At 68.1% G+C, this 18,765-nt stretch carries 16 protein-coding genes; 11 read left to right on the top strand and 5 right to left on the bottom strand.

What is annotated here, in order from left to right; translation table 11 throughout:
* The first annotated feature begins 14 nt into the window (after positions 1–14).
* The 11 genes from HAV18_RS18105 (at position 15) to HAV18_RS18055 (ending at position 13,619) form a co-directional block, all read left to right on the top strand.
* Positions 15–674 (top strand): hypothetical protein, encoded by a 660-nt coding sequence (locus HAV18_RS18105; RefSeq protein WP_166958179.1) that lies wholly within the window; start codon positions 15–17, stop codon positions 672–674.
* Positions 671–2,512: a dynamin family protein gene (locus HAV18_RS18100; RefSeq protein WP_166958177.1), complete on the top strand. Its 1,842-nt coding sequence runs from the start codon at positions 671–673 to the stop codon at positions 2,510–2,512. The genes HAV18_RS18105 and HAV18_RS18100 overlap by 4 nt, the downstream gene beginning before the upstream one ends.
* On the top strand, positions 2,509–4,326 hold the full coding sequence (locus tag HAV18_RS18095; protein WP_166958175.1) for a dynamin family protein: 1,818 nt from the start codon (positions 2,509–2,511) through the stop codon (positions 4,324–4,326). Before HAV18_RS18100 ends, HAV18_RS18095 begins: the two co-directional genes overlap by 4 nt.
* 33 nt (positions 4,327–4,359) lie before the next feature.
* Entirely contained in the window at positions 4,360–4,800 is a 441-nt protein-coding gene (locus HAV18_RS18090; protein ID WP_166958173.1) for a hypothetical protein, read from the top strand.
* Positions 4,797–5,129, top strand: coding sequence for a hypothetical protein (locus HAV18_RS18085; RefSeq protein ID WP_166958171.1), 333 nt, complete (start codon positions 4,797–4,799; stop codon positions 5,127–5,129). Before HAV18_RS18090 ends, HAV18_RS18085 begins: the two co-directional genes overlap by 4 nt.
* A 56-nt stretch (positions 5,130–5,185) precedes the next feature.
* Positions 5,186–6,739: a hypothetical protein gene (locus HAV18_RS18080; protein WP_208102015.1), complete on the top strand. Its 1,554-nt coding sequence runs from the start codon at positions 5,186–5,188 to the stop codon at positions 6,737–6,739.
* Between the two features lie 172 nt (positions 6,740–6,911).
* Positions 6,912–7,409, top strand: coding sequence for a hypothetical protein (locus HAV18_RS18075; RefSeq protein ID WP_166958169.1), 498 nt, complete (start codon positions 6,912–6,914; stop codon positions 7,407–7,409).
* A gap of 203 nt (positions 7,410–7,612) precedes the next feature.
* Positions 7,613–9,508 carry a protease modulator HflK gene (gene hflK / locus HAV18_RS18070; protein ID WP_166958167.1) on the top strand — a complete coding sequence of 632 codons (1,896 nt, stop codon included), beginning with the start codon at positions 7,613–7,615 and terminating at the stop codon, positions 9,506–9,508.
* Between the two features lie 93 nt (positions 9,509–9,601).
* Positions 9,602–10,639 carry a protease modulator HflC gene (gene hflC, locus HAV18_RS18065; RefSeq protein WP_166958165.1) on the top strand — a complete coding sequence of 346 codons (1,038 nt, stop codon included), beginning with the start codon at positions 9,602–9,604 and terminating at the stop codon, positions 10,637–10,639.
* Positions 10,636–11,679, top strand: coding sequence for a protease modulator HflK (gene hflK / locus HAV18_RS18060; protein ID WP_166958163.1), 1,044 nt, complete (start codon positions 10,636–10,638; stop codon positions 11,677–11,679). Before hflC ends, hflK (HAV18_RS18060) begins: the two co-directional genes overlap by 4 nt.
* Complete coding sequence (locus HAV18_RS18055; RefSeq protein WP_208102014.1) at positions 11,676–13,619, top strand: cation-translocating P-type ATPase; 1,944 nt, start codon at positions 11,676–11,678, stop codon at positions 13,617–13,619. The genes hflK (HAV18_RS18060) and HAV18_RS18055 overlap by 4 nt, the downstream gene beginning before the upstream one ends.
* A gap of 60 nt (positions 13,620–13,679) precedes the next feature.
* Here the strand turns inward: HAV18_RS18055 and HAV18_RS18050 are convergent, their stop codons facing one another.
* From HAV18_RS18050 to HAV18_RS18030, 5 genes are all read right to left on the bottom strand, one after another.
* Positions 13,680–14,636 (bottom strand): transporter, encoded by a 957-nt coding sequence (locus tag HAV18_RS18050; protein ID WP_166958161.1) that lies wholly within the window; start codon positions 14,634–14,636, stop codon positions 13,680–13,682.
* A gap of 36 nt (positions 14,637–14,672) precedes the next feature.
* Complete coding sequence (locus HAV18_RS18045; RefSeq protein ID WP_166958159.1) at positions 14,673–15,200, bottom strand: flavin reductase family protein; 528 nt, start codon at positions 15,198–15,200, stop codon at positions 14,673–14,675.
* A gap of 5 nt (positions 15,201–15,205) precedes the next feature.
* The gene (locus HAV18_RS18040) at positions 15,206–16,444 is read right to left on the bottom strand and encodes a styrene monooxygenase/indole monooxygenase family protein (RefSeq protein ID WP_166958157.1); all 1,239 of its coding nucleotides are present in this window, start codon (positions 16,442–16,444) and stop codon (positions 15,206–15,208) included.
* Between the two features lie 67 nt (positions 16,445–16,511).
* A complete protein-coding gene (locus HAV18_RS18035; protein WP_166958155.1) occupies positions 16,512–17,300 on the bottom strand; it encodes an SDR family oxidoreductase in 789 nt (262 codons plus the stop codon).
* A gap of 40 nt (positions 17,301–17,340) precedes the next feature.
* Positions 17,341–18,588, bottom strand: a complete 1,248-nt coding sequence (locus tag HAV18_RS18030) for a dienelactone hydrolase family protein (RefSeq protein ID WP_166958153.1) — start codon at positions 18,586–18,588, stop codon at positions 17,341–17,343.
* Positions 18,589–18,765 lie beyond the last annotated feature (177 nt).

The following is an 18,765-nucleotide window of genomic DNA, read 5'->3' as shown; positions in this document are numbered from 1 at the left end:
TTCCAAGGAAAACCATGATCAATCACACGCGTATCACCGTCGACGACGAGACTCGGCGGGTACTCGACGAACTCAGCGGGCACCTCGCGCAGACTCCCCCGTGGGCCGGCCGGCTCACGGACGATCTGCAGACTGAAATCCGCGATGCGACACGAGGCGCGCTGGCTGCCCCGATCAAGTCGATCGGTCAGATCGACGCGCAACTCGTCGCACTCCAGGCCCGAATCGCATCGGTCACCGACACGCTTGCCGGATTGACCGGCTCCGCGCAGACCCTCGACAGCCGTGTCGGCGCGCTGACGGCGGTGCTCGATCAGCAGGTGCGTGCGGTCGACGTCCTCGCCGCGCGCAGCGACGAGGCGAACAAGGCGGCGGCCGCGCAGATGCGGACTATCGCCGACCTGCAGCAGCAGGCGCAGACGACGAACGCCAAAGCGGACGCGTTGCGTGCGATCGCCGACGGTCATGAACGTCAGCTTGCCACCCTGATCGACCACGCGCAGAAGCTGGGTGCGGCCATCGATGCGTTGCTCGGTACGCACGCGCTGTTGCTCGACGTGCAAACGGCTCAGGCCGCCCAGCGGGATGTGCTGCAAACCGTATTGCTGCGCGTCGATCACCTGTCGAAGCCTTGGTGGAAGCGTCTGTTCGGCGCCGCGGGGGACGCACGATGACGAATCGCACCGTGATGCTCGACTTGCTGGCCGCGCCGCAATGGCAGACGCTCGGCGAACGCTACGATCCGCAGGAGTCGAACACGGCCGCACCGGGCCTCGTCGAGCGTTTGCGCGCGTACCGCGGTCAGCTGTCGGCCGAGCGCTTCGTGCTGCCGATCGCCGGGATCCAGGGGAGCGGCAAGAGCACGTTGCTGAATGCACTGGCATTCGACGAGCCCGTGTTGCCGATCGATGCGGACGAAACCACCTGCGTGCCGGTTGAAATTGCCTGGGCGGCCGAACAGAGCCCGCACGCGCAGGTCCACTTCGCAGATGGCCGCGTCGAGACGCTGCCTTGCACCGAGGATGCGCTGCGCGCGGTCGTGCACAACGAGCACAATCCCGGTAACGCCAAGCAGGTGACGCGCGTCGTGCTCACGTCGAACCGCGAGCTGTTCCGGCATGGGCTGGTGCTGGTCGACCTGCCGGGCGTCGGCAGCCTGACGCAGGCCAACCGGGAAACCACGCAGCGGTACCTCGCGGAAGCGGTCGGCGTGATCTTCATGCTGCGCACGGTTCCGCCTCTGACCCGTTCCGAAGCCGTTTTTGTCCGGTTGCAGTGGGCGTCGCTGCGCACGGCGATTTTCGTGCAGAACCGCTGGAACGACGAGTCCAACGACGAGGCGCAGGCCGGCCGCGAGCACAACGCGAAAGTGTTGCGGCAGATTGCCGAGCAGGCCGGAATTCCGTTTGACGAGCCGCCCGCGATTCATGTCGTGAACGGATTCGATGCGCTGCGCGGTGCGCTGAGCCGGAACGACGGACTCGTCGAGTCGTCGGGGCTGGCCGCTCTGGGCGCCGAACTTGGTCGCTTCGGCGCCGAATGGGCGGTGCGCGTAGCCGATGTCGTCGCGACGGCGCTCGGGGCGGATCTCGACCGGATGGCCGCTGTCGTCGGCGGCCGGCTGGCCGAAACGAAGCTCGATCGCAGTGCGCACGCGGCCCGCATGGCCGACGACGCGCGGCTGCATATGGAGCGCCTGCAGGCGCTCGACGAGCGCGGTGTGCGCATGCGAGACGATGCGGACGCGTTTCGTCGGGCAGTGCGCCAGCAGTTGCGGGCATGGGCGGACGAGAAGGGGGCGGAACTGCGCAATCGCATGCGTACCAAGATGCGTGCGGGCATTGTCGACGGTCCGCGCCTGTCGCGCGCGCTGAAGGACGAGCAGTCGGACGCGACCGACGACATCTTCAATCAGGTGCAGGAAGACGCGCTCGCGATGCAGGAGCGCTTGCGCATGGATCTCGACGGGCTTGACGCGTGGTCCGCCGACATGCCGGATATCACCTTCACGGTCGACAAGGCGGAAGGCACGCGTTTCGAGAATCTGGCAGCCCGGGCCGGTGCCGCCGCGGGCGGCGTGTGGGCGGCCGTGGAAGCGGGCGCACTGGTCGGCAGTCTGGGCGGCGGGCCGATCGGCGCGCTGATTGGTGGTGCCGTCGGCGGCCTGCTGGGTGCGATGGCGGGCCAATGGCTCGGCGGCAAGGCCAAGGAAGGGGTAACCGAGCTTCGGGCGCGCGCTGTGGAGCCTGAAGTGTTTGCCGCCATCGACCGGTACGTGTCGGAGACGGCGGCCGCGCTCAACCGGATCGCCGACGAATTCGTCGACCACCTCGATGCGGTACTCGAACACTGGCGCGCGGCGAAGTCGGCCGCATTCGAGCAGGAACGGCAGAGTTCGCTGTCGATGATGAACCTGTCGGCCGACGAGAAATCGCGCGCGGCTGACGGTCTGACCGCCGATCTCGACGCGATCGATGCGTTGCGCGGCAAGCTGACGGAGGCACGCGCATGACGACTCGCTCCCACCACTGGATCGACGGGGCCGGCCAGCTCGTCGACCTGCTCGAACACTGTGGCGACGACCCGCGGGCGAGCGTCGCGCGGCTGCTGCTGAACCGTCTGACGTTGCCGCAGGCGTATGTGACCGTGGTTGGCGAGACCAGCACCGGTAAATCGTCGCTGATCAACGCGCTGCTCGGGCAGGATCTGTTGCCCTCGAGTGCGCGTCCGACGACCGGTGTGGTCACCCATGTCGCGTGCCGCGACGAGGCCGCATCGCGCTTTTTCGCGATTTATCGCGACGCGACTCAGGAAACGATCGAGTACGAGCGGTTCCGTGCGCTGAGCGAGGCTCCCGAAGGCGATGTGTTGCGTCTGCAGGTCCGGACGAGACCCAAGGCAGCCGGAAACGTCGGCCTGCACGTGTTCGATACGCCGGGTTACAACGCGGTGCTGAGCGAGCACGAAGAAGTGCTGATGAACTTCCTGCCGAACAGCGACGTGATCGTCTTCGTCGTGGGCTACCGCACCGGCTTCGGCCAGTCCGACCAGGATCTGCTCGAGGCAATCGCGGCTGCGACTGCGCACGACACCACGATTCCGCTGGTGCTGGCGATCAACCGCGTGCCGGAAGGCTGCGGCCCCGACGACAAGCGCGTGGCCGAGATCAGGCGGCTGGCGGAAGACGGACTCCGGCGACCGCTGACGCTGCAGCTCGTCGCGTCGGCGAACGGCGTGCCGATCGCGCAGGCACCACTTGCGGCCGACGGGTTGTGGGACGAAGTGCGCCGGCACGCGTTCGATTCCGCCGTGCTCGAGACCGTGCATGAACGGCTGCAGGAGAACGTGCTCGCCGTGCTCGACGATGCCGACGCGGTGCTCGAGCGCGAGGAAGCCGGGCTGTCGGCCGATGCCGACGAAGCCGAGGCGATCGTGCGCGCGCTCGACATCACGCGCGCGGCAAGGGCCGAGTCGCTGAGCGAAATCGAACGGACCATGGCGAGCCTCGACACTGCGCTGCCGCGTTTGCTGGATACCCTCGTTACCGCGTCCCTGCAGCAGATCGAAGCCGAGATCCTGGGTGCGGACAAATGGCTTGGCTACCCGGATTGCGCGGAATGGGTTGCGAGCCATTGCCTGCCGTTCGAGGTGCGCCGGATCGGTCGCCAGCTCGAGGCGCACATGGAAGTCGAGATGGTTGCGCTGAACCGGCGGCTCGAGGAAATCGCGAATACCGCGATCGGCGAGCTCGACAAGACCGTGTCGTTGCGGCCTGACGATCCGGTGCGGCGCTTCACGCTGAACGTATCGCGCACGATCGCGCAGCGCTTGGCCGGCAACGCCGTGAACGCGATGCTGAAGGGGATCGGCGGTGTCGGCGGCGCTGCCGCGGGCGCGGGCAACCTCGCGAAGATGGCGCTCAAGCGCCTCGGCGAGCTGTTCGGCCAGCGGTTCGGGCGCGAAGTCTATGACCAGATCGGCCGTATTTTCACCAAGCGCTTGATGGAGCGTCTGAGCGTCGCGGTGACGGTGATCGTCGAGATTGGCTCGTTCGTCTACGAGGCGCAGGTCTGGCAGCGCAAGCTGATCGAGCAGAGCCGCGAGGCCGTCGGCAATTGGCGAGCCGATATCGATCGGGTGCTGCGCGATCAACACCTGCCGTCGCTGCGCGCGTCCAACGAGGCGATCGTCGACGAACTGTACGGCGAATTTGAAAACAATCCGGTTGCAGCGCCCGAGCGCGAAGCCCGCCTGGCTGATGTGCAGGGCACGCGCCAGCAGCTGGCCAGTTTGCGTACCCGATTGACACAGACGGTCAATCCCTGAACACGAAAGGAATAGATGATGAGCGATGATTCGATGGATCTGCCGGCCCGCCGGCCGGCAACGGTGCCTGCCGAACGTTCCGGCACGCCGGCGACCGGCCGCGGAGGCTTCACCGAGCAGCAGGTCGACGTGCTGATCGCCGGCGGCACGCAGGTGGCAACAAACATGCTGACCATCGCGACCAATCTCTCCGAGATCGCGAAAATCCGCGCGAACTCGCAGGCACAGGTCGATCAGATCGAGGCCCGCACCCGTCAGGTGCGCGAAGCGTTCCGCGCCGAAGTCGAGCGCCTGTCGGTCATGCGCGACACGATCGTCACTCGCGGCGACACGGCGGTCAAGCTGATCCGCGAAGTGCTGGCCGGCATTCCGGAATCTGACCCGCAGTCGCGTCAGCAGGCGCTGGAGATGCTGACGAAGATGGTCGAGGTGGTCGTCGCGGACCCGGGGGCATCGTCGGTGCCGCGGCCGTGATCGCCGATCTTTCCTCGGTCGCCGTCGATCTCGTCGAGCTGGTTCGTGCGCTGGAGCTCGAGCGCGCGACTCAGCTTGCGCAGGCGGCGCGGCGCGGTGCACAGCAGTCGCATTTCGAGGATCGTCAGCAGACCGTCCACGCGCTGACGCTGGCGATCGCTGCCGCGAAGGCGCAGCGTGCGAAGCTGTTCGACGTGGTGGACGCGTTACCGCAGTCCGAGCAGGCTCATGCGCGTCATACGGTCGAAGGTATCTGCCGCCTGTTGTTCGATGAACAAATCGCGTCACTCGTGACGCGCAAGCGACAGATCTCGCGGCCGTCTCGATAGGCCTGTCACGGGTGGTGAAGGCGCGGATGTTGCGCCAATCAGAAAAATGGAAATCTATGGATCGTCATGACTTCGTTGCGCAACGTCCGGTAGCGGACTTCGTGAGGTGGCTCGCCGAGCATCTGCCGACGCTGCCCGTGCAACTGCGGTTTGCCCGCAGCAAGTTCGTTCCGGACGGTCTGGACAGGCGCGTCGACGGCATTGAAAACGTTCTTGCCAATTACTGCTGGAACAGTGCGTGGATCGATCCGGACACGGGGCGAAGGATCGAGTCGCACGATTGGCGGACGACGCGGGCCTCGCTTCGGCAACTGAGCATCCTGTTGCGTGCAGCCGTAGCCAGTGGCGACGACGACCGTGCGGGTGCGGTAGCGCGTGAAGTATTGCGATGGGGGGGCGTATTCGGCGCGATCCCGTTTATTGAATCGAAGGTTCGGAACCGGGCATTCTGCGCGTACCTGCAGTCGCTTGCGCCGTTGTTCGTGCTGGATGGCTCGCAGACGACGAACGATTTGCATGCGCGCAATATCGAGCGTTTCGACGCCGGGCTGACCAAGGTGCATGCGCTGCTGGATACGACCGGGTCACCGATCTACGACAGCCGGGTTGGCGCGGCATTGGCGATGCTCTACGAGCGGTTTCGCCATGACGCTGGTCAATCAGGCGTCCATCACGATCCACTCGGCTTTCCGTCGGGGCAGGCGCGCGGCGACCAGATCCGCGATCCGGGCGATTTGGGTTTCTCGGCCGCACCGCAGTTTTATACACGCCGGGTGCCGGCGGAATGCTGGGCGCGCTGGCAGGTGCGCGCGGGCTGGATCATTCGCGCAGTGCTCGAACGGACGACATTGTTTGCGGACGAGCCTCATGGCAACGACGCGAGCCCGATCGCGGCGCGCTGTCACGCGTTCGAAGCCGCACTTTTCGTGATCGGTTACGACATCTGCAGCGTGACCGACGGCGACCGTGACGGCGATGTCGGACGCCCCAAGGGTGAGCCAACCGTGTTCGTCCGGAGGGGAAACTGGGTGCCGACGGGGCATCCGTTCGAGGAGGCGCTGAGTGCCTATCGTGCATACCGCGAAACCGGTCCGGAGACTCACGATGCAAACGCGTTCAGGCAATGGCTTGACCGGCCGGAACATGCGTCCCGGTACAAAAGTTTCAGGAATAATTTCGTGAGCTACTGTTATCCGTTCGGCGAGCGGGAGCTCAATCTGTACGATCGCTCTCTGGAGGACATCAGGAAAATCGCAGCCGGTGACGAGACGGGGCTGTACACGGCGGGCTACGGTGAGCGCGAATTTATTCCCGGTGACGAACGCGAGCAGGTATTGCTGGTCAACGCAGGGCTGGCCGGCTATTGCAACCTGGCCGATACGACGCCCGCTGCACGCGAGCATCGCCTGATCGCTGGAGGATTCGCGGGCACGAGATACTCGGCCGGTACGCTGATGTACGTCGGCCGCAGCGTCGGACGCCATTTCAAGTTGCTGGACAGGAACGGCCGTCCAACCGCACTTTTCTTCCGGTTCTTCGGTGAGGGCTTCGACGACTTTCGCCGGTGCCTGCGAGTCGACCGCGACGGTCGGGATCTGGGGGCGAGCTAGGCGGCTGCACGGTTTCGGAACATCGGATCCCCCGATCCGAGATCGCCGCCGGTTTTCCCGCAGTCATCCTGGACGCAATCGCGGCGATGACAGGATGGGCGCCGCGCTATAGCATGGTCGGCAATCGCGGCGTTGCACGCGCCATTCCCGGTCGAGACGCGACAGGAGAACCATGCCGACTTTGACGACCGCTCCGCTGGAGCCCGACGAGCGCGCCCGTTTGCGCGGAATGAAAGGCAGCGGCCGGCTGATCGTCGTGGTGGCGCTCGTGTTTACCGCCGTGCTTGTCGGCCTCTTCTTCCTCACGGAGCGGAGGGAAATTCCGCTGCTGGCGTTCCTGTGGGTTGCAGGGACGATCGTGACGGCCAGCCTGGGCATGTATCTGATCGGCAAGTGGTACGAGCACAAGGTCTCGCTCGATCTGAAAGCCAACCGGAAGTTCGTGCTCGACACCACGGTTGCCAGGCTCGACGTGCAGACTGTCGGCGGCGTGCAGAACTACTACCTGCTCATTGCCGACCACGATCGCGAAATCCCGCGTCGACGCTTTGACATAGACAAGGACGCCTTTGACAACTTGCGCGACGGCGAGCGTGTCCGTATCGCGTTCTTGCCGAATTCCGGCCGCGTGCTGGAGATCGCGTCGGCTACGTACCGGCGTCTGATGTAGATCCGGGGTGATGCGCGGCGCGCGAGGTCGACGGCGTGCGTGGCCCGCAAGGCAGCGGAAAGGTTCGATCCCGACGACTGTTTCTTCCATCGAGCGAATCGCATCGATACCTTGAGTTTCATCATCCGGCGCGCTACATTGCCGCTCGCAGAATTCCGCACGGACTCCTGCGCACCTTGTAACGCGTACGTAAGGAACCCCCGATGGGGCAACAGGCGGAAGGCAACGACGACATTCCGGGCAGCGTGCCCGGCCGCGACGCACTCGCGCCGGTCGCAGGGGCCGCCGCGTTGCTGGTCGCCGCGCTCGGCACGCTGGGCGTCGTCGACATCCTGCCCGCCGACCTGCGCTGGTGCGCGCCGCTTGCCAGCGCATGGTGCAACGTGCTCGTCGTCGCGATCGGTGTGCTGCTCGCCGGACGCGTGCGCCGCCATCCCCCGGAAGGATCGGCCGCCACGCTGATCGGCGACTGGCTGCGCAATGCGTTCAGCCGCAAGCAGGAACCGGAGCATGACGACAACCCGTGGCCGGCGATCGCCGCCGCGATCGACTGGCGGCCATGGGCCGTTACCGCCGGCGGTGCGCTCTCCGTCGCGCTGGCCGCGCTCGCGTGGCAGCCGCCGTCGCCCGTCATGCTGGTTCGCGCGATGGCTGCGCCCGAACCCACGCTCGCGGCCGGCGCGGCATGCATCGTCCTCGCCTTTCTTACCCTCGTCGCCGAACGCCATCATGCGGCGGCCGCAAGCGGCTCGGCGGTTTCCGCGTCGCTCATGCGGGTGCTGCGCGTCGCGCTCGTCACCGCGCTCGCGGGTGCGCTGGCTGCCGCATGGTTCGCGTTCCGGCATCGCACGGCGGACTGGCTCGTGCATGCGGTCTCGCTGCTCAACGCGGCCGTTGCCGCCGAGCTCGCCCTGCGCGGCGTGCTGTCGTGGTTTGCGCTGCCGCGCGGCGCGGTCGTGCCGACCAGCGCGATCGCCGGGCTGCTGAGCCGTCGCCCGTCGCCGTTCGCGTCGCTCGGCGCCGAACTGCGCCATCGTTACGGCATCGACCTGCGGCAGAGCTGGGGCTGGCGCAGCTTCGTGCGGCTGCTGCCTGCCGCGCTTGCCGCTACCGTTGCCAGCGCGTGGCTGCTCACCGCCGTCGTCGTGCTGAACCCCGAGCAGCGCGCGGTCTATGAACGGTTCGGCGCGCCGGTCGCGGTCTGGCAGCCGGGCCTGCACGTCGGCCTGCCCTGGCCGTTCGGGCGCGCACGCATCGTCGACAACGGCGCGGTGCACCAGGTCGCGATCGCGGGCAGCGCGAACGACGGCAGCGCCGATACGCCGGCCGTGCCCGCCGATGGCCCGACACCCGAACGCCTCGACCGTCTGTGGGATGTGCCGCATCCGTGGGAAACCACCCAGGTGATCGCCGGCGCGAACGGCGACCGCCAGAACTTCCAGATCGTCAACGCCGACGTGCGGGTCGACTACCGTCTCGGCCCGACCGATGCCGACGCGCGCGCCGCGCTCTATCGCACGATCGACCCGGAAAGCACGGTACGCACGAGCGCGAATCGCGAACTCGTGCACTACCTCGCGTCGCATACGCTCGAATCGCTGCTCGAAACGAATCAGGCCGCGATGGCCGATCAGTTGAAGCGCGCGATCCAGCAGCAGCTCGACCAGCTGCAAAGCGGCGTCGACGTGATCGCGGTCGTGATCGAGAGCGTGCATCCGCCGACCGGTGCGGCTGCCGCCTTCCACGACGTCCAGGCCGCGCAGATCCGCGCGCAGGGCAGCGTCGCGCAGGCGCGCGGCTTCGCGGCCGGCCTGCTCGGCAACGCGCAGCAGCAGGCGCTCGAACGGGTCGCGCACGCCGAAGCACAAGCCGGCGATACGGTGTCGGCGGCGCGCGTGCAGCAGATCGATTTCGACGCCGACCTGGTCGCGTACCGGCTCGGTGGCCCCGCGTTTCCGTTCGAGTATTACCTCGACCGGCTGCAGCGCGGCTTGCGCAACGCACGCATGACGATCATCGACGACCGGCTTGCAGACGGCACGCGGGCGACCGTCGATCTTCGCAATACACCTGCCGGCGATCTGGCCGGCATCCATTGACATGTCGCGGCGATTTCCGCACGGGCGGCGCAACACGGCGGCAGGCCGTGCCGCCGCACCGCACGCGGGCGACGCCGCACCCGGGGCGATATCGTGAGTCTGTTTCATTCGCACACGCATGACCATGCGCACCACGGCCATGGCCACGATCACCACGCGCACGGCGGCGCGCCGCAGCCGCCTGGCGCATTCCGCCTGCGCGTCGCGGTCGCGCTGCTGTGCGTGCTCGTCGCGCTCGCTGTCGCGAGCTTCGTGCAGGTGCGTGCCGGCGAGGCCTCGGTGATCACGCGCTTCGGGCGGCCCGTGCGCGTGCTGCTCGAACCCGGGCTCGCGTGGCGCCTGCCTGCGCCGATCGATGCGGTAACGCCCGTCGACCTGCGCCTGCACACCACGTCGAGCGGCCTGCAGGACGTCGGTACCCGCGACGGGCTGCGCATCATCGTCGAAGCGTACGTCGCGTGGCGCGTACCGGCCGATGCGCGCGACATCGGGCGTTTCATGCGGGCGGTCGGCAACGAGCCGGACGAAGCGGCGCGGCAGATTCGCTCGCTCGTCGGGTCCGCACTGCAGACGACGTCCGCCGGGTACGATCTCGCGTCGCTCGTGAACACCGATCCGGCGCAGGTGAAGATCGGCGAATTCGAAGAGGCGCTGCGCCGGCAGATCGACGCGCAGCTCTATGCGGCGTACGGCGTGCGCGTCGCCCAGGTCGGGCTCGAACGGCTCACGCTGCCGGCCGTCACGCTCGCCGCGACAGTCGACCGGATGAGCGCCGAACGCGAGACCGTCGCGGCGCAGCGTACCGCGGACGGCAATCGCGAGGCCGCGCAGATCCGCTCGGACGCCGAGCGCGACGCCCGCATCGCGCTGGCCGATGCGAACGTGAAAGCGGCCGGCATCGAAGCGCAATCGCGCAAGGACGCGGCCGACATCTACGGCAAGAGCTACGCGGGCAACCCGCACCTGTACACGATGCTGCGTTCGCTCGACACGCTGAACGCGGTGGTCGGCACCAATACGAACCTGATCCTGCGCACGGACGCCGCGCCGTTCCGCGTGCTCGTGCAGGGCCCGGCCGACACGCCAGGGCAGGCCGCGCCGGCGCCCAAGGCGCACAAGGCCGCGCGATGAGCGATTCGTCCGCACCGCCGCTCGGGCCGGGCGCGCAGGCGGTGCGCCTGTCGTTCTGGTTCGTCGCCGCGCTCGCGGTGCTCGCCGCATGCGCGTGGGCCGGCTCGAACATCCGGCGGATTCCGGCGGACAGCCGCGCGGTCGTGATGCGCTTCGGCGCGCTCGTGCGTACCCAGGACGCGGGGCTCGTGATCGCCTGGCCGCAGCCGTTCGAGTCGGTCCTGCTCGTGCCGGGTGCCGCGCGTGTGCTCGAGCAGCGGATCCGCTCGCTCGACCGCGATCCGCGCTCGCTCGCGCCGTCCGCGCAGGGCGTCGCGCGGCTGCCCGACGCGCTTGCCGGTTCAGGCTACGTGCTGACGGGTGACGGCGGCGCGGTAGCGTTGAGCGCGGTCCTCTATTACCGGGTCAGCGATCCGTACGCGTACGTGCTGCAGCGGGACCGTCTCGACGCGGCGCTCGAGCGGATCGTGTCCGCGTCGGCCGTCGAGGTCGCGGCGACCCGCGATCTCGACGCGATCCTGGTCGCGCGGCCCGAGCAGCTGGCCGCCGACCGGCAGATGGCCGCGCGTCGCGAACGCTTGCGCGGCGATCTCGCCGACACGATCGCACGGCACCTGCGCGCACTCGACACGGCGCACGCGGGGCTTGGCGTCGAAGTCGCGCGCGTCGACGTGCAGCCCGCGTTTCCCGGGGCGGCCGCCGACGCGTTCAACGCGGTGCTGACGTCGCTGCAGGTCGCCGAGCGGACCATCGCCGAAGCACGCACCGCCACCGAACAGCGGCGCCAGGACGCGCAGCAGGATGCCGACCGGATCGTCCAGGATGCGCAGGCACATGCGGCCGAACGCGTCGCCACCGCGCAGACCGACACGCTGGAGATCCGGCAGCTCGACGCGACACTGCGCGAGAACGGCGATCCGGGGCTGCTGGCACGGCTGTATCGCGATCGCGTGCAGCGCGTGCTGTCGAAAGCCGGGCGCGTGACGACGATCGATCCGCACGACACCTCGAATCTGATCCTGCCCGGAAACGCCCGATGAATTCGCTCGCCGAACCGGCCACGCCGCCGGACGCTGTGCCCGCCGGCACGACGGCCTACGCGCTGTCCTCCGACGAGCGCCGCACGATCACGCGGCAGATCGCGCTGGCGCTGCTCGCGGGCGGCCTGCTCGTGCTGTCGATCGCGTGGCGCCTGCTGTCGGCCGGCGGCGACACGCTCGCCCAACTGCTCGCCGCGCTTGCGTCGCTGATCGTCGCGGGGCCGGTGTTCGCGAGTGCGTGGCACAGCCTGCGCGCGCCGAGCCTGCACGGCGTGACCGATCGCCTGATCGCGCTCGCGATGCTGGCCGCGTGGGCGACCGGCGACATGACGACGGCCGCGCTGCTGCCGATCGTGATGACGTTCGGCCATGCGCTCGAAGAGCGCAGCGTGCTCGGTTCGCAGGAAGCGATCCGCGCGCTCGGCCGGCTGACGGCCGGCCGCGTGCGGCGCATCGGCACCGACGGCAGTGTCGTTGAAGTCGAGTATGACGCGTTGCGTGCGGGCGACCGCATCGAAGTGGTGGCCGGCGCGCGCATTCCGGTCGACGGCATCGTGGCGGCGGGCGCGTCGAGCGTCGACAACGGGCCGATCACCGGCGAATCCGTCCCGCTCGACGTCGAAGCGGGCAGCGTGGTTTATGGCGGCGCGCTGAATCTCGACGGCGTGCTGCGCATCGAGGTCACCCATACCGGCAAGGATTCGACGCTCGGCAAGATCATCGCGCTGATGCAGCACGCGGAGCAGGCGAAACCGCCCGTCACGCAGGTGCTCGAGCGGCACATGGGGGCGTATCTCGCGCTCGTCCTGCTGATTGCGGCGATCGTCTGGTTCACGTCCGCGAACGCGTCGGCGATGCTCGCGGTCATCGTGGCCGCGTGTCCGTGCGCGCTGGTGCTCGCCGCGCCGTCCACGGCCATCGCGGGAATCGCGGTCGGCGCGCGGCACGGCATCCTGTTTCGCAATGCCGCGTTTCTCGACAAGATCGCCGAGGTCGATTCGCTCGTGATCGACAAGACGGGCACGCTTACCCGCGGGGAATTGCAGGTGCGGCAGGTGTGGCTGCAGCCCGGCGTCGACGGCGCGCAGGCGCGTGCGCTGGCCGCGCGGCTCGGCGAAAGCAGCGCGCACCCGGCGAGCCGCGCGCTCGTTCGCGATGCGGCCGCGTCTGGCCTCAGCGGCGCCGCCGTTGCGCCGTTCGAACGCACGCGGGAGTTGCGCGGGCTCGGTGTGGTCGCCGATACACCGGACGGCACGGCGGTGCTGGGCCGGCCCGCGCTGCTGGCCGACCACGTCGACGGGTTGCCGGCGGCGCCGGACGGTTTCGACGGGCCGCTCGTCGGCCTCGCGCTCGGGGGACGGCTGCTCGCGTGGTTCGGCTTCGCCGACACGCTGCGGCCCGACGCGCGCGAGGCGCTCGCCGAGCTGCGGACGCTGGGCCTGGCGCGGCAGACGCTGCTGACGGGCGACCTCGAACGCGTTGCCAGCAAGGTTGCGGCCGAGACGGGCATCGAGACGGTGGTCGCGCAGGCGCTGCCGCACGACAAGCTCGACTACGTGATGCGCGAGATCGGCGCGGGCCTGCATCCGCTCGTCGTCGGCGACGGGCTGAACGACGTGCTGGCGATCAAGGCCGGCTCGACCAGCATTGCGATGGGCGAGCGCGGCGTCGACATCGCGATCGCGTCGGCCGACGTCGTGCTGCTGGGCGACGACCTGCGGCGGATTCCGACCTGCATCCGCCTGGGCCGGCAGTGCCGGCGCACGGCGACGGCCAATGCGGCGATCGGCCTCGCGTGGACGCTCGCGGTGATCGCGCTGGCCGCGACCGGCGTGCTCGGCGCGGTGTGGGCGGCGATCCTGCATAACGTCGGCACGTTCATCGTGATCGCGAACGCCGGCCGGCTGCTGCGGATCGACGAGGCGGATCGCACCGCTTGATCGAAAACGGCGTGCGTGACGGATGCGATACGGGCGATGGCCGGCAATCGATCGGCATCCTCACTGAAAGTGATGCACATACCGCAGTACCATCCGCGTGCCCTGCGGCCGGTTTCGCGCATAGGTCTCGAAATATGCGTTGAACATCAGGTGATCCCGCGGCGAGAAGCTGACCATTGCGCCCGGACCGATCGCGAACACGGCCTCCCGCGTGCCGGGCACGTCCTGCCCGTTTTCCTTCAGGTCGGTGGTCTGGCGCAGCCAGTAGCCGTTGATCCCCAGCCGCAGGCCGGGGCGCACCTCATACTCGGTCGCGAAGTTCGCGTGGATCGCCTGGCCGGCATGCGTCGACGTCACGTCCGGGCCGAGCGACGTGGCCGGCTGATGGTTGGTCGTGTTCCACAGATAGTGCAGCCGCCACGACACGGTCCATTTCGGCGTGAGCCACAACGTCGCCGCCCAGTACGGATCGAACGACCAGAAATGACTGCCGGGGTTGATCGCACGCGACGGATCGTACGCGCCGGTCGGCGCGATGAACTGGAATTCCACGCGCTGTGCGAAGCGCGGGCCTTGCGCACCCATCACCGGGTCGAACTGGATGAACGGGCCGATCAGCAGGTCGCCGAAGCCCGCACGCGCATTCAACGCGACGTTGCCGATGCCGTCGTCGGTCCGTGCGGACGCGATCCACGGCAGGATCACGTCGAGGCCGGGATGCATGCCCGCGAACGTCAGCGGCGACTGATAGACGAGCTGGCTCAGCCCCGCGAACAGGTCGATGTCCTGCTTAGGTAACCCGACCTTGCTGCCCGCGTTATCGTTGACGCGGCCGGCCGTGTAATACTGCAGATATTGCGTGCCGTACCAGCCGGAGCCGGCCGGCGGCATGCCGTCGAGGAAGCTGGTCATGCCGAGGTTGACCGCCGGCAGGTCGGCTGCATTGGCCGGTGCGCTTGCGGCCAAGCCGGCGATCGTGAGACCTGCGACGACGCGCAGGCGAGAGCCGAATGTCATGTTCACCACCTCCTGGATATTTATTTGTATAACTAATCAAATGGTGCGCAAAAGATCGGGATGATCGGCGATCGCACGATACTGGCCGGCATGGAACACGAGCGGCGCCTTGCCGAACGCGTCGAACTGTTCGATCTGCCCGATGAAGAGCAGGTGATCGCCGCCTTCGTAATGGCCGACGTTGCGGCATACGAAGCGCGCGCTTGCGCCGTCGAGGCAGGGCACGCCGCCGGTTTCCGAATCTGCGTGAAGCACGCCGTCGAACTTGTCGGCGCTGGGCGTCGCGAAGCGGCGCGACAGGTCGATCTGGTCGTGCGCGAGGATGTTGATCGCGAAGTGGGTAGCCGCGATGAAATCCGGCCGGCTCGGCGCGACCTTGCGAAGGCTCCACAGCACGAGCGGCGGATCGAGCGACAGCGACGAGAACGAATTGGCGGTGAGGCCGACCTTGCGTCCGTCGGCCGCGCACGTGGTGATCACGGTGACGCCGGTCGGGAATTGCCCGAACGCGGCGCGCAGCTGCATCGGGTCGAGGGCCGGGCGATCGGGTACGGTCGTTTCCATGCCGGTCACTCCGCACGCGCGCTGTGTTCGCGGATCATCGCCGCGCAGGCCGACGGCTCGAACCACCACGGCGAGAACCGGCGCGGATCGTCGAAGCCGTCGACGATCGCCGCGGCGAGCGACGGCAACTGGCCGGCTGCGCCGAGCAGTTCGAGGATGTGCGGCGGCGGCGGGGTGAGCAGCGAGTTGGTCCAGCGCACGACATGCTGCGCATAGGCCCAGTAGCCTTCGAACGTCTGCTGCATCCAGTCTTCGCCGAACGGCGCGGCATCGCGCGCGACGATCGCGTCGAAGTACGCGTTCGCGCATTTCGCGGCGTTGTTCGAGCCCTGGCCGGTGATCGGATCGTTGACGACCACCGCATCGGCCATCCCGAACACCGTGCGGCCCGACGGCAGCCGGAAGAACGGCTTGCGCACCGTCGGCGCGAAGCGTCCGGCCAGCGTGCCGTTCGGATCGGTGAGCTCGACGTCGCGACAGCGCTCGAATTCCCACGGCACGTAGTGCTGCAGGAACGACAGGCTCCGGTCCAGATGCTGCTCGGGCGTCTTCACGTCGGCCCAGCAGTCGAGCGGGCCGCCCGGAATACCTTCGAACACCATGATTTCGCACGGACCCGTCGTGGTCAGCGCGGGGAACACGAAATACTCGCCGATGCCGGGCAGCAGGTTGAAGCGCACGCGCGAATACGGCTGGCTCGGCGTCATCCCCTTTACGTAGGTGAGGGCCAGCGCGCGTTGCGGGCGGTCGAACGCGCTGCGCGCGTCATCGCGGCCGAGCAGGTTGACGATCTCGCCCTTGCCGGCCGCGAGCAGCACGAGGTCGTGGCTGCGCGCCAGCTCCTCGAGTTCGGGCACGCCGATGTCGCCGATGCGCACGTCCGCGCCACGGCGCCGCACGCCGTCGAGCCAGTCGGCCATTTTCACGCGCTGGTCGACCGACTGCGCGTAGCGGGTCAGCCGCGACGACCAGTCGATCACCTTGCGGCCGTTGCCGTCCGGATGCGGCACCGCGATGCCGATCCCTTCGACGGACGGGCACGCTTCCTCCCAGGTGTTCAGGCCGAGGTCGCGCTCGATCTGCAATGACGTATGGAACATGCACTGGCTCGACATGACCTTGCCGGTGCGGATCTCGTCGGCGTCGCGATTGGTCGCGAGCGTGACGTGGTAGCCCTGGTCGAGCAGGGCGAAGGCGAGTTGAAGGCCGGACTGGCCGGCGCCGACGATGGCGATGCGTCTCATGGGGTTGTCCTTGGTTGGCCGGATGCCGGCCGGAAGAAGGGTTGCGGAAAACGGCGGCGGGCAGCGGTCACTCCGCGAGACGCGGAATGGCCGGCACCGCCTGTTCGGGGCCCATCGCGGAATAGCCGCCATCCACCGCGTAGTCGGCGCCCGTCACGAAGCTCGCCGCATCGCTGCACAGGAACGTCACGACCTGCGCGACCTCGGACGGATCGCCGACGCGGCCGAGCAGGTGGAACGGCGCGGCGACGCGATCGGTCTTGGCGCGGTCGCCGTGCGTCATCTCGTCCATCACGCGCGACCACGTCCACCCCGGCGACACCGAGTTGACGCGAATGCGCTCGGGCGCGAGATCCATCGCCATGCTGCGCGTGAGCTGGCGAATCGCCGCCTTGGACGTCGGATAGAGCCAGCGGCCGGTTTGCGCGCACTGGGCCGAGATCGAGCTGAAGTTGACGATCGCGCCGCCGCCGCGCCTGGCCATGTGCGGATGCACGGCCTTCGCGAGCATCGCCGCGGACACGACGTTGACGTCCATCGCGGCGAGCCAGTCGTTGCGGGTCGCCTGGATGCCGTTGTCGACGTAGCTGCACGCGAGGTTGACGAGCACGTCGATCGCGCCGAACCGCTCGACGATGGCCGAGATCGCGCGCTCGATCGCGCGATCGTCGGTGATGTCGAGCGCGACGAACATCGCCCGTTCGCCGAGCGAATCGGCGACGCGCGCGCCGTTGTCCGCATCGAGATCGAGGATTGCGACGCACGCACCGGCGCGGCTCAGGTCCTGCGCGACCGCGGCGCCGATCAGCGTGGCGCCGCCGGTGACGATCGCGACTTTGCCAGCAAGGGCAGTCATGGGGTGTCTCCGTGAATCGTTGGGTGAGGGAAGGGGCGCGTCAATGCACACCTGGCGACGGCTCGCTGTCCTGCCAGCGGCGCATCAGGCCGTTCGACGGCACGGTTTCGTCGAGCAGCTTGCGGGCCGTTTCGACGCCCGCGACCGGCAGGCCGGCTGCGTCGAGCAGGCCGATCTGCACAAGCACGCTCGCCTGATCCCAGTAGATGTGCTCGTGATAGAGCTTGTCGCCGCGAAACTTGACGATCGCGACGAGGGGAATCTCGACGCGCTTGCCGGTCGGCGCGACGCCCGGCAGCATCCAGTCGATCTCGGTGGTGTGCGTGAAGCAGAACAGCAGCTCGTCGACGATCTGGCTTGCGCCGATCGTGCGCGAGATCGGGGTGATCGTCGTGTCCGGCGGATTCGCATGCACGAAGTGATGCGTGTAGAAGCGCTTGAGCTCGTCGTAGCCGACGCCGCCCGTCAGCGTCGGAACATGGTTGACGTACGGCTCGGCGACCATCGTGGCCATCGTCGCATCGACGTTGCGCGTGGCGAATTCGTGTTCGAGATGCGCCTCCCACAGTGTGGACAGGTCGTAGTGCGGGCCGAGCGCGGCACGGAACGCGGCGATCGCACGCTGGTGGGCCATGACCGCGGCAGCCTTGTCGAAATGATCGCCGCCGACACGCGCGAACGCGTGATCGACGCCCGGATACACATACACTTCGACGCCGTCGCGACCGGACAGCGCTGCGGCAATGCGCTGCTGCGCATCGGGCGGGCAGAAGCGGTCCTCCCCCGCGATCTGCAGCACGAGGCGACCTTGCAGGTGCGACGCCTCGTCGAGCGCCTGCTCGATCCCCACGCCGTAGTAGCTGACCGCCGCGGCCACGCCCGGCAGCCGGCACGCGGCGAGATAGGCGAGCTTGCCGCCGAGGCAGTAGCCGAGCACGCCGGCTGCGCCCGTGCATTCCGGCAGTTGCTTGAGCACGTCCAGCGCGGCGCCGATGTCCTCGACGCCCTTGTTCTCGTCGTATTCGCGATAAAGGGCCATCGCGCGCTCGACATCGGCCGCCGCATGACCGAGTTCGATCCCCGGCGCCTGGCGCCAGAACAGGTCGGGCACGAGCACCGTATAGCCTTCCTCCGCGTAGTAGTCGGCGGCCTCCCGCATCGTCGCGTTCGCGCCGAAGATCTCGTGACACAGCACGATGCCCGGCCCCGTGCCGCCGGCCGGCGTGCTCAGGTAGGCGCGAAACGCGCCGCCGTCCGGCGACGGAATCTCGATATGACGTCCTTTCATCTGTCCCTCCATTGAATTCATTGCTGCGACGAGCCCAGTATTGGCGGACGAAATGCGTGCTTCTATCCGCTTTCTTCGGCCGGTATCCGCGAATTCCGGAAACCTGTTGCACCGGCCGCCGCGCGTGGGCAGGCGCACGGCTGACTGCGGGTATGTGCGGATGCGGAATGCCCGCAC

This window comes from Burkholderia sp. D-99, assembly GCF_011605345.1.
Lineage (GTDB): Bacteria > Pseudomonadota > Gammaproteobacteria > Burkholderiales > Burkholderiaceae > Burkholderia.
The sequence above is the reverse complement of the archived record's forward strand: the minus strand, read 5'-3'. Positions and strand labels throughout refer to the sequence as shown.

Coding starts and splice junctions, on each gene's coding strand:
- HAV18_RS18105 (WP_166958179.1), top strand. CDS start 15: ATGATCAATCACACGCGTATCACCGTCGACGACGAGACTCGGCGGGTA.
- HAV18_RS18100 (WP_166958177.1), top strand. CDS start 671: ATGACGAATCGCACCGTGATGCTCGACTTGCTGGCCGCGCCGCAATGG.
- HAV18_RS18095 (WP_166958175.1), top strand. CDS start 2,509: ATGACGACTCGCTCCCACCACTGGATCGACGGGGCCGGCCAGCTCGTC.
- HAV18_RS18090 (WP_166958173.1), top strand. CDS start 4,360: ATGGATCTGCCGGCCCGCCGGCCGGCAACGGTGCCTGCCGAACGTTCC.
- HAV18_RS18080 (WP_208102015.1), top strand. CDS start 5,186: ATGGATCGTCATGACTTCGTTGCGCAACGTCCGGTAGCGGACTTCGTG.
- HAV18_RS18075 (WP_166958169.1), top strand. CDS start 6,912: ATGCCGACTTTGACGACCGCTCCGCTGGAGCCCGACGAGCGCGCCCGT.
- hflK (WP_166958167.1), top strand. CDS start 7,613: ATGGGGCAACAGGCGGAAGGCAACGACGACATTCCGGGCAGCGTGCCC.
- hflK (WP_166958163.1), top strand. CDS start 10,636: ATGAGCGATTCGTCCGCACCGCCGCTCGGGCCGGGCGCGCAGGCGGTG.
- HAV18_RS18055 (WP_208102014.1), top strand. CDS start 11,676: ATGAATTCGCTCGCCGAACCGGCCACGCCGCCGGACGCTGTGCCCGCC.
- HAV18_RS18050 (WP_166958161.1), bottom strand. CDS start 14,636: ATGACATTCGGCTCTCGCCTGCGCGTCGTCGCAGGTCTCACGATCGCC.
- HAV18_RS18045 (WP_166958159.1), bottom strand. CDS start 15,200: ATGGAAACGACCGTACCCGATCGCCCGGCCCTCGACCCGATGCAGCTG.
- HAV18_RS18040 (WP_166958157.1), bottom strand. CDS start 16,444: ATGAGACGCATCGCCATCGTCGGCGCCGGCCAGTCCGGCCTTCAACTC.
- HAV18_RS18035 (WP_166958155.1), bottom strand. CDS start 17,300: ATGACTGCCCTTGCTGGCAAAGTCGCGATCGTCACCGGCGGCGCCACG.
- HAV18_RS18030 (WP_166958153.1), bottom strand. CDS start 18,588: ATGAAAGGACGTCATATCGAGATTCCGTCGCCGGACGGCGGCGCGTTT.